Below are 14,666 nucleotides of genomic sequence, written 5' to 3'. Positions count from 1 at the left end.
TGGCCGCACAGCCGCCGTCAACGCCGCGCGAGGCGGTAGGTCAGCGTATCCAGCCGGCTCGCTCCCGCCGCCAGGAACTTCGGCTCCTTGGCGAGCGAATCCCGGCGATCGAGCAGCGAGGCCTCGGTGTGCGGCGCGTACAGCGCCTGCACGTCGGCGTCGGGCACGCTAAAGGGCGGCCCGTCCATCTCGTCCTGCGGATAGTCGAGCGTGACGAGCAGGCCCCGGCAGCCGCTGCGCAGGCCTGCATAGACATGTTCCACATAATGTCGGCGCATGTCGGGGGGCAGGGCGATCAGGGCGGCGCGGTCGTAGACCGCGTCGAAGCCGGCCAGGAAGTCCGCGTCCAGGGCGAAGATGTCGCCCTGGATGAGTTCGATGCGCCCGCTGCGCCAGTGCTCGCCCAGGGCGGAACGGCGCCGCTCGGGCGTCAGGCCGTTCTCGGCGAAGAACTGCCCGACGGCCAGTTCCGAGAGTTCGACCCCGACGACTTCGTGTCCCTGCTCGGCGAGCCACAGCATGTCGAGCGACTTGCCGGCGAGCGGTACGAGCACGCGCGCTTCGGGCGCCAGGCCCAGGCCGGGCCAGAATTTCTGCAGCGGCGGCGTGATGCGGTTCTGGTGGAAGTGGGTGCGGCCTTCGCGCCAGCGCGACAGCCAGAATTCAGGTTCCATGCGTGGGCTCCGACGGTATGAAGAGGGCGAGCGGTCGATGCCGGGATTCTGCCACCTCAGCCTCCGCCCGTCCGCCCGAAGGCGGCTGAAGCCCCCGGGGGCAGCGAACGCAGTGAGCGTGGGGGTGGTTCATGTCATGACGCGCCGCTTTGCAGCACGCTCGCGAGTGCGCCCATGTCGTCGAAGATGCGGGCGACGCCGACGGCGCGCAGGGCCTGCGCGCCGCTGTGCCCCAGGCCGCCCGGGCTGTAGCCGAACACGGTGGCGCCGGCGGCGACGCCGGCCCGCGCGCCCGTGACGGTGTCCTCGACGACCGCGCAGCGGCGCGGATCCACGCCCAGCGCCGCAGCGGCGGCCAGGTAGACGTCGGGATGCGGTTTGCTGCGCGGCATCTCGTGGCCGCTGAAGATCCGGCCTTCGAACCAGCCGGCGAGGCCGGTCTTGCCCAGTTGCAGGTTGATCTTCACACGATCGGCGCCGGAAGCGACGGCGATGCGCCCGCCCGCCAGGACATGGATCGCCTCGACCGCGGCGGGTGCGCCCGGGATGGCGACGATCTCGCGCGCGAGCGCGGCGTCGCGGCGGGCGCGAAAGCCGGCGAGCCAGTCCTCGGTGAGCACGAAGCCGGTGCGCGCTTCGATCAGCGCGGCTTCGTCCTTGACCATCTTGCCGACGAAGGTGGCCATGGCCTCGGGCAGGGTGAGGGTCCAGCCCAGTTCGCCGAGCATCTGCACGAGCACGCTGCAGGTGATGGCTTCGGAGTCGACGAGCACACCGTCGCAGTCGAAGAGCACGGCGTCGTAGGGAAAGGAGGACATGGCGGAGGCGAGCGTCAAAAAGGCGAAGGATACCGCAGCGGCCGCGGTGCGCGGCGGCGCACGGGCGCCGCGCCGGTCTCAGCCGTGCTCGTCCTGCATCAGTCCGCTCGCGCGCACCACGCGGCGCTCGACGGCGAAACCGAGCAGGTGGCGCGGGCCGGATTCGAGCAGCGTGAAGTGTCGGCGTGCGCGGGTGATCGCGGTATAGACCAGCTCGCGGGTAAGGATGGGGTTGGGCTGCTCGGGCAGGGCGAACGCCGTGTGGTCGAACTCGGAGCCCTGGGATTTGTGCACGGTGAGCGCGTACACCGTCTCCACGTCCTGCAGGCGGCTGGGCAGCACCCAGCGCACGGCGTCGCCCCCGGCGCCGCCCGGAAAGGCCACGCGCAGCGCGGGCGGCGCGTGCGCCGCGCCGGGCACGGCGAGCGTGATGCCGATGTCGCCGTTCATGAGGCCCAGGCCATAGTCGTTGCGGGTGACGAGCACGGGGCGGCCCGCGTACCAGCCGTCGTCCGCGTCGATCAGGCCCGCCTGCAGCAGGATGCGCGCGATGCGCCGGTTCAGGCCCTCCACGCCCCAGGGGCCGCGGCGCAGCGCGCACAGGAGTTGAAAGCGCCCGTGCGCGGCGAGCACGGCCCGCGCCCAGTCGTCCCAGGCAGACTGCGCGGTTCCGGCGGCGGGCCGGTCTTCGCGCATGACGCCGAGGTAGTGGCGATAGCCGAAGGCGCGCGCAGCGTCGGCCGCGGCGTGCGGCGTCGTGTCGCGCGGCCCGGCGAAGAGCTCGCCCTGCGCCGGGGCCGGCGGCGCTGCGGCAGGCGCGCCGTCGATCACCAGGCGGGCCAGCGCCTCGTCCTGGCGCGCATCGACGGCGATCACGTCCAGGTCGGCATGGCCGTGCCGCAGGACCGACTCGACCTGGCGCACCCGGCCGGCGTTGACCGCCTCGGCCAACCGGCCGATGCCGCTGCTCGCGGAGAAGCGATGGCTGTGCCGCAGCATGGCGATGGCCTGGTCGATCGGCATACCCTGCGGATCGAGCAGGGCGTCGGGCACGGGTTGGCCCGTGGCCGCTTCCAGCCAGGCGGCCGTGGCCGGCGTGTAGTGCGCCCGCTCGGCGCGTGCGCACAACTCACCCAGCACGGCGCCGGCCTCGACCGAGGCGAGCTGGTCCTTGTCGCCGAGCAGCACCAGGCGAGCCCGCGGCGGCAGGGCGTCGAGGACGGCGGCCATCATCTCCAGGTCGATCATCGACGCTTCGTCCACGACCAGCACGTCCAGCGCCAGCGGGTTGCCGGCATGGTGGCGGAAACGCCGGGTGTCCGGCCGGCTGCCGAGCAGGCGATGCAGCGTGGTGACGTCGGTCGGGATGTGCGCGCGGACGTCCTCGGCCTGCGCCAGGCCGGCCAGCGGCAGACGGGCGACGGCGCCGGCGATCGAGGCGTTCAGGCGGGCCGCGGCCTTGCCGGTGGGCGCGGCCAGGCGGATGCGCAGCGGGGCCGCGGCGGCGGCCGGTGCCAGGGCCGCCGCCTGCAGCAAGGCGAGCAGGCGCACCACCGTGGTCGTCTTGCCGGTGCCCGGCCCGCCTGTCACGACCGCGAAGCGCGCGCGCGCGGCCAGCGCGCAGGCGAGCTTCTGCCAGTCGGTCGAGCCGTCGCCTGCCGAAGGAAACAGGCGGTCGAGCACCGTTCTCGAGGCGGCGGGGTCGGGCGCCTCCTGGCCGGTGTCCAGGCGCAGGTCGATGCGGCGCCGCACGGCGCGCTCGTAGTGCCAATAGCGGCGCAGGTACAGGCGATGGCCGCGCAGCACCAGCGGCGTGGCACCGTCGCCATCGGCGAGCAGAGCGGGCGCGCGCAGCGCGGCCAGCCAGGCCGCCAGGTCCAGGCCGGCCAGCAGTTCGCCCGGCAGCGGTACGCTGGCCTCGTCCGCGCGCCGCAAGCCATCCGGCGGAAGCGAAAGCGCGAGCGCGGGATCGCGCAGCGTCGCGGCCAGGTCCAGGCAGGCATGGCCGCGGCCGAGCTGGTGGCTGGCGAGTGCCGCGGCGAGGATCAGCAGGGCCGGCGCGCCGGGCGCCTCCTGCGCGAGGAAGCGGGCGAAGGCGGCGTCGAGCTGGCGCACCCAGCCGCGCTCGGCCCAGACCTCGAGCACCTCGAGCAGAGCGCGCGTATCGTCCAGGGCCGGCATGCCGGCGCCGTCGTGTGCCGCGCGGGTCTGCGGTGTGCGGTTCATGGACGCCGCCCACGCGGCGCGTCGCGGCCGGCGAAGGCCGCGTCCAGCGCCTCGATGAGGCTGCGCGGCGGGCGTTCGATGTGCACGCCCGCGCCCGGCGCATCGAGGCCGCGCAGAAAGAGATAGACCGCGCCGCCGACGTGGCGGTCGTAGTCGTAGTCCGGCAGGCGGGCGCGCAGCAACCGGTGCAGGGCGAGCAGATAGAGCGCGTACTGCAGTTCGTAGCGCGAGGCGAGGATGGCGCTGCGCATGGCTTGCGGGGTGTAGGCGGCGGCATCCGGGCCGAGCCAGTTCGATTTGTAATCGGCGACGTAATAGCGGCCTTCGTGTTCGAGCACGAGGTCGATGTAGCCCTTGAGCATGCCGTTCAACTGCTGGGGCAGCAGGGCGGGCCTGGGCGCGCCCTGCAGCGTGCCCGCACGCACCAGGGCATCGATGCGCTCGGTGTCCAGCCGGTGGCTGGGCAGCCAGAACTCGAGCTCGGCACGGTAGGCGGCAAGCGTGCCGAGCCGAAAGGCAGGGCTGTCGTTGCCGCACGGCAGGGGGGTTTCAAGCAGGGCGAGCATCCAATCGGTGAGCGCCTCGATGTGCGATTCCCAGCCGCGGCGCTGGCAGCGGCGCGCGATCAGATCGCGCAGCACGTCCGGCTGCGCGCGCACGGCGGCGAATCCCTGCGTCGCGCACCACTCCAGCAGGTCGTGCAGAAACGTGCCGGCCTGCGCACCGCGGGCAAACGCATGGATGCCGCGGGCGATGGCGCTGCCGGTGGCCGCGGCGGCGATCTCGTCCTGCCCGTGCGAGAGTTCGCGCAACTGGTCCTGGTCGGGGGTGTCGTCCTGGGGGGCGTGCGGATCGTGCGCGGTGTCGGCGTAGGCCAGAGCCGAGTACGAGGCCACCCACCAAGCCTCGCGGTGCACGCGCCTGGATTGTCGCGCCGGGCCCAGGGTGTCGGCCGTTGCCGGCGGCGCGTAGCGGCCCGCGTCTCCCATGGGCACGGGCTCGACCGCGATGCTCGCGCAGGGCACGGCCCAGCGCCGAAGCTGCGCGTCGAGTTCGCCCTCGTCCTGCAGTCCGGCGAGATAACCCAGGGCGCTGCGGGGCAGGTCGGCCAGCGCGCCCACGCCGACCCAGGTGGCGTGCTTGGCGCGGGTCAGCGCGACGTACAGCTTGCGCAGGTCTTCGCCCAGGCGTTCGCGGTCGGCTGCGGCGAGGACCGCGTCATCGGCCTGCAGGGCCACGCGCACGCGCTCGCCGTCGCGCCAGACCCAGGGCGGCTTGGCGCCGGCATCGACGGGCCGGCAGTCGGCGGCGAAGGGCAGGAACACCAAGGGGTATTCCAGGCCCTTGGATTTGTGGATGGTCACGATCTGGACGATGTCCGCGTCGCTCTCCAGGCGCAATTGGCGCGCGTCGCCGCCGCCGGCGCGCCGCCCCTCGGCGCGCGCCTGGGCAAGGTGGCGAATCAGCGCATGCTCGCCGTCGAGCAGCGCGCTCGCCTGCTGCAGCAGTTCGGCGAGGTGCAGAAAGTCGGTGAGCACGCGCTCGCCGGAGGCGCCGCCGGGATGGCGCCAGCCCGGCGCCAGCAGGCGCGCCGGCACGCCGAAGTCCTGCATCAGGCGACGCAGCATGGGCAGCACGCCTTGGCGCCGCCAGGTCTCGCGGTAATCGCGGAACTGCAGCACGCGGGCCTCCCAGGCGAGTTCGTCGCTGCCCAGGCGGTCCAGCGCGCTCCAGGGCAGGCCCAGGGTCGGGCTGGCGAGCGCGGCGCGCAGCAGGCGCGGGTTCTCCGGTTCCGCGCAGGCGCCCAGCCAGTGCTGCAGTTCGACGGCCTGCGCGCTCTGGTAGACCGAATCCTGGTCCGACAGATAGACGCTGCGCACGCCGCGCTCGCGCAGCGCGTCGCGCACTTCGGCCGCCTCGGTGCGGTTGCTGACGAGCACGGCGATGTCGGCGGGGCGCAGGTTGAAGGTCTTGCCGTTCTCGTGGAGGATGGCGCGGCCGCGCAGGCCGGCGTCGAGCAGGCGCACGATTTGGCTCGCGCAGGCGGCGGCCTGGGCCTGGCGGTAGGCGCCTTTGCCGAGCGCGCGCTCCGGCTGCGCGCGCGGCTGCTGCCAGAGCGTGAGGGCGGCGGTGCAGGGTTTGCCGTCCAGCACGAAACCGCCGTCGCCGTGCCTGGCTTCGACCGGCAGAAAGGGTACCGGGTTGCCGCCGTCGCGGCGAAACAGGAAAGCACCGTTGCCGTCGGCCCGCGTCTCGGCCGCCGCAAAGACATGGTTGACGGCCGCCACCATGCTGGCGCTGGAGCGAAAGTTCCGCCGCAAGGTGTACAGCCGGTCGCCGGCCCGGGCGCGCGCGTCCAGGTAGGTGTGGATGTCCGCGCCGCGAAAGGCGTAGATCGCCTGCTTGGGGTCGCCGATCAGCACCAGGGCCCGGTCGGGCGCGTTCTCCTGCATCCGGTAGACCGCATCGAAGATGCGGAACTGCACGGGGTCGGTATCCTGGAACTCGTCGATCAGGGCCACCGGGAACTGCTGGCGGATGCGCGCGGCCAGGCGCTCGGCGTTGGGCCCGTCGAGTGCGGCGGCAAGCCGCGTGAGCAGATCGTCGAAGCCCATGCGCGCGCGCTGCGCGAGCGCCTGGTCGAAGCGCGTGCTGATCCAGCGTGCGGCGTGGACGAGAACCTCGTCGTGGGCGTCCGGCAGCTCGTCGAGGGCGGTATGCAGGGCAGCCATCGCGTCCAGGCCGGGATGCGCGGGCGGCTCGCCCTGTTTCCAGGCTTCGGCCATGCCCGCCGGCGTGAGGCGGGCGCGGGCCGCCGCCGAGAGCTCGGGCCGCCGCAAGGCCGGGTCGGCGGCCCAGGCGCGCAGGGCGTCGAACCACTTGGTGTAGTGCTGCGCGCGCAGGCGGGTGCCGTTCACCTGCTTGGCCGCCACGGCCTCGTCGCACAGGGCCTGCAGCGCGTCGGCCCAGGCCGGCCAGGGGGATTTCAGTTCCGCCAGGCGTTCGGTGCAGGTCTGCTCGGCGGCGGCCAGGGCGCGGGCGGGGGGCTCGGCGTGGGCCAGGGCGTGCCGGTAGGGCATGAGCGGACGCACGGCGGCCAGCAGGTCGTCCGGCCCCTGCGGCCACCAGCCGTGCACGGTCTGCGCCGACGAGGCCGGCAGCGGCACCAGGAAACTGCGCCAGTAGTCGCGTGCCGCCTGCGTCAGGAACTCGTCGTTGTCGGCTTCCAGGGTCTGCGTGAACAGGCTGTCGCTGTCGAAGGCATGTTCGCCGAGCATGCGATTGCACCAGCCGTGGATGGTGTGGATCGCTGCCTCGTCCATCCATTCGGCGGCGAGCTGCAGGCGGTGCGCGCAGGCCGGCCAGCGCGCCTCGGGATGGTCGTCGCGCAGTTGCCGCAGAAACGCGTCGCCCGGGGGCTCGTGCGCGGGCTGGCGAAACGCCTGCGCCGCGGCGGACAACTGCCGGCGGATGCGGTCGCGCAGCTCCTGGGTCGCGGCCTCGGTGAAGGTGACGACCAGGATCTCCGGCGGATCGAGCGGCCGCGGGTAGGCGTCCTCGCCGCCATGGCCGAGGACCAGGCGCAGGTAGAGCGCGGCGATGGTGTAGGTCTTGCCCGTGCCGGCGCTCGCCTCGATCAGGCGGCTGCCGTGCAGGGGAAAGCGCAGCGGGTCCAGCGTGGGGATGACGGGCGCGCTCAAGGCTGGGCCCTCCCGCCGGCGCGCGCCCGCCTGGCCGGGGTCGCGCCGGCGTCGCCGGTAGGGTCCGCGTCGCCGTACACCGCGCGGTGCAGCGGGCGCAGCAGGGCCTCGGCAAGCTCGCCGAACTCGCCGCTGGCCGTGAGCGCCGCATAGTCGGGGTAGGCGCGGGCGAGGTAGGGGTCGCTGCGCTCGCCGTCGTGCTGGTAGCCGCCTTCGTATTCGGCTCGTGCCTTGGCCGCATCGTGGCCCTTGAGCCAGGCGAACGCGCTGCGCACCGCGAGGGGCAGCGGGCGCTGCATGCCCTCGCCCCAGGCGCGGAGCAGATCGCGCAGCAGCGCGCGGGCGGTGGCTTCGGGCAGCGGCGGCAAGGTGGCGCTGCCGACCTTGCTGACGATCTCGGTGGTCACTGGCCGGCCGGCGAGGTGGCACGCCAGGTGGGTGACCCAGTGGCGGACCAGCCGGTCCAGGCGGTAGTGGCCGTCCTTGACGACGTCGCTGGTGTCGAGCACGACGCGAGCGAGCGCGCCGCATCCGTTGCTGCGCAGACCCTGGACCCAGTCGTGCAAGGGCGGGCCTGCCGGCAGCCCGGCGTCCAGATCGATGGCGATGTCCTCGGCCAGCTCGGGCCAGGGGGCGAGGGCCGCCTCGTAGCGCGCGAACAGCGCGTCCAGCGGCGCCGTCAGCGCCTGGGCCGCGGCCGTGCCGAAACCCGCTTCGGGCAGCTCGCCGCATCGCTGCAGGCGGGCCAGGGTCCGCGCGCGGCTGGCGAGCCCGTCCTCGCCGCGGGCCCGCGCCAGGGCTTCGCTGCGCACGAGTTCGTCCTGCAGTTGCCAGCGTGCGAGGCCGTCCAGCGCGAAGGGTTCGTGATCCTCGTCGACCGGATCGGCAAGCTCCAGCCACACGCCCAGCCGATGCCGGAAGAAGGCGCGCACAGGCGCGCGCAGGAACTCGGCCAGCTCGGCCAGTTGCAGCGGCTCGGTGCGCAGGTGCGGCGGCAGCGGCACATCCGCTTCGGCAGGGGCGGGCGCGGCGACCCGCCATTCGGCGGCGTAGGTGTAGAGCGGGCCCTCGGCCTGCGCCGGAAAGTAGCGTGGGCTGAAGGGCTGCAGCGGGTGCGCCACGGTGAGCGCGGCGACCAGTCGCTCGCCGCCGGTGTCTACGGTGTCGTCGGCGCTGTGCGCGTCATCGGACAGGCGCCAGCCCGCGCCCAGGTGCTCGCGCAACTGGGCCACCAGCACCGAGGGTGGACGCTCGGTGTTGTCGTGGATGCTGCGCGCGACCCAGGAAATGTGCAGACAATCCCGTGCCGAGAGCAGCGCTTCGAGAAAGAGGTAGCGGTCGTCCTCGCGGCGCGAGCGGTCGCCCGGGCGGTAGTCGCGGCCCATCAGGTCGAAGTCGAGCGGCGGGCGCGTGCGCGGATAGGCGCCGTCGTTCATGCCGAGCAGGCACACCCGGCGAAACGGGATGGCGCGCATCGGCATCAGGGTGGCGAAGGTGATCGCGCCGGCGAAAAAGCGCTGAGTCAGCCCGGTCTCGTGCATCTGCGCGAGCCAGTGCTCGGCCACCACCGACAGCGGGACGGTTTCGGCGAGGCCGGCTTCGGCCGCGGCCTGCTGCCAGTCGTCGAGGGCTTCCTGCAAGCGCAGCAGGGTGTATGCGCCCTCGTCGTCGCCGTCGGCGAGAAAGAAAGTGTGCAGCAGTTCGCTCAGGCGGGCGCACCAGGTGTCGACGTCCGCCGGCTCGCACAGGCGGCTCCAGGTGCCGGCGAGGGCCTCGAAAAGTCGCGTGAGCGGACCGAGCAGCGCCGCGTCCAGCCCGCCGACGTCGTCGTAGGGTTCGATGTCCTGCCAGGCGTCGCTGTGCGCGCCGACGGCGTAGCCGAGCAGCATGCGGCGCAGGCCGAACAGCCAACTATTGGCCGCTGCGGCCGGGGCGGCCGGCAGGCCCAGCGCCGCTCGATGTTCGCCATGCAGCCCCCAGCGCACGTTGGCGCCGCGTATCCAGGCATGCAGGCGCGGCAGGTCGGCCTCGGCGATGCCGAAGCGCGCGCGCAGCGCGGGCACCTCGAGCAGGTCCAGGACATCGCTGACCGCCACGCGCGAGTGCGGCAGGCCGAGCAGGATCTCCAGCGCATGCAGCAGGGGATCGACCGCGCGCCGGTTCTGGTCCACCACGCTGAAGGGCAGGTAGCGCGGATCGCCGCGCTCGATCTGGCCGAACACCGCCTGCACGTGCGGCGCGTAGACGTCGATGTCCGGCACCATCACGATGACGTCGCGCGGGCGCAGGCCGGGATCGGCATTGAAGGCGGCCAGCAACTGGTCGTGCAGGATCTCGACCTCGCGCTGTGGGCTGTGCGCCAGGTGGAACCGGATGGACTCGTCGTGCGCCGGGTCCACGGGCGGCCACTGCGCGAGCGTTTCGCGCAGCGGCCGCAGTTCGAGCACGTCGTCCTGCAGTTGGCCGAGCAGCGTGCCGGTATCGCCCGGTTCGAACTGCGGCACCTCGTGCAGGTCCGGGTGTTCTGTACTGTATTCCTCGAGCAGGGCGATGAAGTCGCGTCCCTGCTTGCCCCAGGCGGCCAGCAGGGGCTGGGCGTGCTGGTGCAGCGTCTCGGGCGTCAGTTCGGCGGGCATGCCGTCGCGGCGCCGGGTGAGCCGCCGCGCGCTGCGCAGCAAGTCCTTGTCGGCGACGATGTCGCCCCAGTAGTGCTGGCAGGGGTTGTGCAGGCACAGCAGGACGTGGCTGTAGCGGCCTAGCGCGCTCAGCACCTCGAGCGACTGGCGCGGCAGGCTCGAGATGCCGAACACGACGATGCGCCGGGGCAGCGGGCGCACCGGCACGGCGCCGTCCCGGACCGCCTGCACGAAGGCCTCGTGCACGGCCGCGCGGCCCGGGCCGGCGCGCTCGCCCATGCCCATGCGCGTCACGTCGCGCAGCAGGGCGCGCCAGAGCGCGGGCTGCCAGCGTTGATCCTCGGGCAGCGCCACGGCGCCGCCGCGCGCCGGCAGCAGCGCGTCGCTGCCCTCGGCCCACGCGGCCAGCCAGTCGGCCCTGTACACCTGGTATTGGTCGAACAGGTCGGCCAGCCGCTCGGCCAACTGGAAGCGCTTGCGCAGGTCATCGTCCTCGGCCAGGAAGCGGCGCAGCGGCGCATAGCGCGCGTCGGTTTCGAGCAGCTCGGGCAGCAGGCGCATGAGGCGCCAGACGAGGCGCTCCTTGTCGAAGGGCGAGACTTCGGGCACGGCGTGGGCGCCGAGCACGCTGCGATAGGCCTGCCAGAGAAAGCGCGAGGGCAGCAGGAAGTCCAGCCCCGCGGCGATTCCGCAGCCCGGCGCCTCATCGTCGTCGGGATCGGTGGCGAGCGCGAGCTTGAGCCACTGCGCGATCCCGTTGCTCTGCACCAGGATGGTCTCGCTCTCGAGCGGCGCGAGCGGGTGCGCGCCCAGCCAGGCGACCAGCAGGTCGCGCAGGCGCTCGGGGCGGTTGCTCTGGATGAAGGTGATGCCGACGTGCAAGGGCGTGGCGGCCGCGCGGGCCGTTGAGGCGGATAAAGGTGAACGATACCGCAGCCGGGGCGCGAGGGTCAGTCGGGCCGGCTTCGTGGCGTTCCCGCGCACCGGGTGCAACCGGCCGACGCAAATGCGAACGCCCGTGGTCGTGCGGCCACGGGCGTTCCCTGGGGACGGGGCGGGCGTGTGCCGCCCGGTGATGACGATCAGCTATTGATGTCGTAGCCAGCCTGGGCGTGCTGCGCGGCGGGCGGGTAGTCGAGGCTGTTCTGCGGCAGCTCGCCGTTGGCGCGGGCCTGGTTCAGTTCGGCGAGCACCTCGGTGCGGCTGTGCGAGGCAGCGGCGAGCGCGGGAGCAGGCGGGTAGTCCAGATTGCCGGTGGGCAGCTCGCCGGCGGCGCGCGCGGCGTTCAATTCGGCCACGACTTCGGCCCGGGTCTGGGCCGGCGCCTGGCTGACGAGCGCGGGCGGATAGTCCAGATCGGTGGCGGGCAGTTGGCCGGCGGCGCGGGCAGCGTTCAGCTCGGCGACCACTTCGGCGCGGGTCAGGCCTTGGGCGTCGGCCGCGAAGGCGGCGGGGCTGGCGGCAGCGGCGGCGAGGATGAGGGCGATGGCAGTGCGTTTCATGATCAAACTCCTTGTTCTTCGTGAGGTCGGGTTCTTGTCTGCAACCCGATGACTGAATTGTGTTCTTTTGCAGGAGTGAGATAAAGTTCCTGAGATGGAATCAATTTTCCATTCATGGGATAAAGATTATGGTAAAGGGCGAGATCGTGGACGAGGGCGTGCCGCGCCTGGATGACATCGCGCTTTTCGTGGAAGTGGCCAGGCGCAAGAGCGTGAGCCGCGGCGCCGAGGCCCTGGGGCTGCCCACCTCCACCGTTTCCCGGCGCCTGAAACAGCTCGAGCGCATGCTGGGGCTGCGCCTGCTCAACCGCACGACGCGCCGGATGGAGCTGACCGAAGCGGGGGCGCGCTATTACGCCCGCTGCCTGCCGCTGGTCGAGGAGGTCCGGGTGGCCCACGAGCAACTGGGCGAGATGCTCACCGTGCCCCGCGGCCATCTGCGCGTGTCCATGCCGAACAGCCTGGGCTCGCTGATTCTGCCGCGCCTGTTGAGCGGCTTCTCCGAGGCCTTCCCCGACATCCTGTGCGAGGTGGACCTCGGCGTGCAGTCGGTCGATGCCGTCACCAACCCCTTCGACGTCGTGCTGCGTTTCGGCGTGCAGCCCGACAGCGGGCTGGTGGCGCGGCGCATCCTGCTGATGGAGCATGGTCTGTTCGCGGCGAAGTCATACCTGGATCGCCACGGCCGCCCGCGCGAACCGGAAGACCTGCGCGCGCACCACTGCCTGCGACCCTATGACGACGCCTCGTCGTCGCGCTGGTCGCTGCGTCGCGGCGACGAGGTGCGCGAGGTCGAGGTGCGGGGGCGGGTGGTGGTCAACAACATCGGCATGCTGGGCACGCTGGCCCGTCTGGGCCTGGGCATCACGTCGCAGCCGTTCAGCAAGGACCTGCACTTTCTGGCCGCGGGCGAGGACATGGAGCAGGTGCTGGCGGACTGGAGCCTCGACCCGATTCCGCTCTATGCCCTCCTGCCCTCGCGCATCCTGCCGGCCAAGACGCGCGCCTTTCTCGATTATCTCGCGCCGCTGCTGGTGCACGACGCGACAGGCTCGGGCTGACGCGCGTCAGCGTGCAGGGGGGGCGTTATTCAACCGTGATGTTGGCCTTGCGGATCACTTCGCCCCACTTGCGGATCTCATCGTCGATGAACTTGCCGAATTCCGCGGGCGTGCCCGGGCTCACTTCGGCGCCCGCATCGAGGATGCGCTTGGCTACGGCCGGGTCGTTCAGGCCCTGGTTCATGTCGGCGTTCACCTTGTCGACGATCTCCTGCGGCGTACCGGCCGGCGCCACCAAGCCGCTCCATGAATAGGCTTCGTAGCCGGGCACGCCGGATTCGGCGATGGTCGGCACGTCGGGCATCATGCGCGAGCGTTCCGGGTAGCCCACGCCCAGGGCGCGGATGCGGCCGGCCTGCACATGGGGCACGGCGCTCGGGCCGTCGGCGAACATCACCTGCACCTGGCCGCCCAGCAGGTCGGCCATGGCGGGCGCGCTGCCGCGGTAGGGCACGTGCATGATGTCGGTGCCGGCCATGCTGTTGAAGAGTTCGCCCGCGAGGTGGGTGCCGCCGCCCGTGCCCGAGCTGCTGAACGAGAGCTTGCCCGGGTTGGCCTTGGCGTAGGCGATCAGCTCGGCGACGTTGTTCACCGGCAGCGAAGGGTGCACCACCAGGAAGATCGGGAAGGTCGCGGCCATGCCCACCGGCACGAAATCCTTCTGGATGTCGTAGGTGAGGTCCGAGCGCAGGCTGGGCAGCACGGTGTGGTGAATGGCCGCGAACAGGTAGGTGTAGCCGTCGGGCCTGGCCTTGGCCACGGCCTGCGCGCCGACGATGCCGCCCGCGCCGGCGCGGTTGTCGATGATGGCCGCTTGCGGCCACAGCTTGTCCAGCGGCTGGGTGGCGAAGCGCGCCGTGGTGTCGACCGGGCCGCCCGGCGGGAACGGGACGACGAAGGTCACGGGCCGCGCGGGAAAAGGATCGGCGGCGAGGGCGGGCAGGGCCGGCAGGGCGCTGCCCGCGGCAAGGGCTGCTGCGCTGGTCAGCAGGCGGCGGCGGGTGGGTTGCATGGTGTCTCCAGAAAGGCGAAAGCGTGAAGCCGGCCATCGGGCCGGCCTCGGATTGATGGGTGCCGCGGCGTCAGCGTACGGCGTAGAGGGCGGCGTAGTACTCGCGCCGCATGCGCTCGACCAGCTCGGCGGTGGGCAGCACCTCGCGGATGGCGGCCACGCCCTGGCCGGCGCTCCAGATGTCCTTCCAGGCCTTGGGGCGGTTTTCCTTGTCCATGTTCACCGGCTTGCCCGGCGCCACGTTCTCGACCTCGGCGAGCTCGATGCCGGCCGCGGCGATGCTCGCGCGCAGGTAGTTGGCCGGCACGCCCGAGAAGTACGGCGTGTAGACCACGTCGCCGGCCTGGGCGTCGAGCACCATCTGCCGGTAGGCGGGCGAGGCCATGGCCTCGGTGGTGGCGATGAAGCGCGTGCCGATGTAGGCGAAATCGCAGCCCAGGGCGCGCGCGGCGAGGATGTCCTTGCCGTGCGACATGCAGCCCGACAGCGCGATCGGGCCGTCGTAGAAGCTGCGGATCTCGTTGACCAGGGCGATCGGGTTGATGCGTCCCGCATGCCCGCCGGCGCCCGCGCTCACCAGGATCAGCCCGTCCACGCCGGCGTCGATGGCCTTGCGCGCATGGGTGGCGTTGGTCACGTCGTGCAGCACCACGGCGCCGTAGCCGGCGGCCGCGTCGACCACCGGCCGGGGCGCGTGCAGCGAAGTGATGTAGAGCGGTACGCGGTGTTCGACGCAGGTCTCGAGATCGGGCTGCCAGCGGGTGTTCGACGGATGGATCACCAGGTTCACGCCGTAGGGCGCGATGGTGGCCGCCGGGCTCTCGCGCCGTGCAGCGTCGAGCGAGCGCCCGATCGTCTCCAGCCACGTCCCGAGTTCGGCCTGGGGGCGCGCATTCAGCGAGGGGAAGGTGCCGATCACCCCCGCCCGGCACTGCGCGAGCACCAGATCCGGGCCCGAGACCAGGAACATGGGTGCGCCGATCACCGGCAGGGTGGTTTGGCGCAGCAAGCGCTCGACGTTGCTCATCGGGAATGT

General features: G+C 72.2%; 9 protein-coding genes. 1 reads left to right on the top strand and 8 read right to left on the bottom strand.

Annotated features, from left to right (window positions below):
• Window positions 1-17: 17 nt before the first annotated feature.
• From FOZ76_RS04895 to FOZ76_RS04870, 6 genes are all read right to left on the bottom strand, one after another.
• A complete protein-coding gene (locus FOZ76_RS04895; RefSeq protein WP_143947007.1) occupies window positions 18-674 on the bottom strand; it encodes a thiopurine S-methyltransferase in 657 nt (218 codons plus the stop codon).
• 134 nt (window positions 675-808) lie between these two features.
• A complete protein-coding gene (locus tag FOZ76_RS04890) occupies window positions 809-1,492 on the bottom strand; it encodes an HAD family hydrolase (protein WP_143947006.1) in 684 nt (227 codons plus the stop codon).
• A gap of 78 nt (window positions 1,493-1,570) precedes the next feature.
• Window positions 1,571-3,718, bottom strand: a complete 2,148-nt coding sequence (gene recD, locus FOZ76_RS04885) for an exodeoxyribonuclease V subunit alpha (protein WP_246129287.1) — start codon at window positions 3,716-3,718, stop codon at window positions 1,571-1,573.
• Entirely contained in the window at window positions 3,715-7,419 is a 3,705-nt protein-coding gene (gene recB / locus FOZ76_RS04880; protein WP_143947005.1) for an exodeoxyribonuclease V subunit beta, read from the bottom strand. The genes recD and recB overlap by 4 nt, the downstream gene beginning before the upstream one ends.
• Window positions 7,416-10,937, bottom strand: a complete 3,522-nt coding sequence (gene recC / locus FOZ76_RS04875) for an exodeoxyribonuclease V subunit gamma (RefSeq protein WP_143947004.1) — start codon at window positions 10,935-10,937, stop codon at window positions 7,416-7,418. Before recC ends, recB begins: the two co-directional genes overlap by 4 nt.
• Before the next feature lie 200 nt (window positions 10,938-11,137).
• Window positions 11,138-11,557, bottom strand: coding sequence for a DUF4148 domain-containing protein (locus FOZ76_RS04870; protein WP_143947003.1), 420 nt, complete (start codon window positions 11,555-11,557; stop codon window positions 11,138-11,140).
• Window positions 11,558-11,685: 128 nt separating this feature from the next.
• Between FOZ76_RS04870 and FOZ76_RS04865 the strand changes: the two genes are divergently transcribed.
• A complete protein-coding gene (locus tag FOZ76_RS04865) occupies window positions 11,686-12,618 on the top strand; it encodes a LysR family transcriptional regulator (protein WP_143947002.1) in 933 nt (310 codons plus the stop codon).
• 25 nt (window positions 12,619-12,643) lie between these two features.
• Here FOZ76_RS04865 and FOZ76_RS04860 read toward each other — a convergent pair whose 3' ends face one another.
• Window positions 12,644-13,630 (bottom strand): tripartite tricarboxylate transporter substrate binding protein, encoded by a 987-nt coding sequence (locus tag FOZ76_RS04860; protein ID WP_143947001.1) that lies wholly within the window; start codon window positions 13,628-13,630, stop codon window positions 12,644-12,646.
• A gap of 70 nt (window positions 13,631-13,700) precedes the next feature.
• Window positions 13,701-14,657: an NAD(P)H-dependent flavin oxidoreductase gene (locus FOZ76_RS04855; RefSeq protein ID WP_143947000.1), complete on the bottom strand. Its 957-nt coding sequence runs from the start codon at window positions 14,655-14,657 to the stop codon at window positions 13,701-13,703.
• Between the last annotated feature and the right edge of the window lie 9 nt (window positions 14,658-14,666).

The organism is Verticiella sediminum (genome assembly GCF_007558815.1).
Taxonomy (GTDB): domain Bacteria; phylum Pseudomonadota; class Gammaproteobacteria; order Burkholderiales; family Burkholderiaceae_B; genus Verticiella; species Verticiella sediminum.
The sequence above is the reverse complement of the archived record's forward strand: the minus strand, read 5'-3'. Positions and strand labels throughout refer to the sequence as shown.

What these genes read in the sequence shown, in the direction of transcription:
- FOZ76_RS04860 (WP_143947001.1), bottom strand. Translation starts at nt 13,630, where the DNA reads ATGCAACCCACCCGCCGCCGCCTGCTGACCAGCGCAGCAGCCCTTGCC.
- FOZ76_RS04855 (WP_143947000.1), bottom strand. Translation starts at nt 14,657, where the DNA reads ATGAGCAACGTCGAGCGCTTGCTGCGCCAAACCACCCTGCCGGTGATC.
- FOZ76_RS04890 (WP_143947006.1), bottom strand. Translation starts at nt 1,492, where the DNA reads ATGTCCTCCTTTCCCTACGACGCCGTGCTCTTCGACTGCGACGGTGTG.
- FOZ76_RS04895 (WP_143947007.1), bottom strand. Translation starts at nt 674, where the DNA reads ATGGAACCTGAATTCTGGCTGTCGCGCTGGCGCGAAGGCCGCACCCAC.
- FOZ76_RS04865 (WP_143947002.1), top strand. Translation starts at nt 11,686, where the DNA reads ATGGTAAAGGGCGAGATCGTGGACGAGGGCGTGCCGCGCCTGGATGAC.
- FOZ76_RS04870 (WP_143947003.1), bottom strand. Translation starts at nt 11,557, where the DNA reads ATGAAACGCACTGCCATCGCCCTCATCCTCGCCGCCGCTGCCGCCAGC.
- recD (WP_246129287.1), bottom strand. Translation starts at nt 3,718, where the DNA reads ATGAACCGCACACCGCAGACCCGCGCGGCACACGACGGCGCCGGCATG.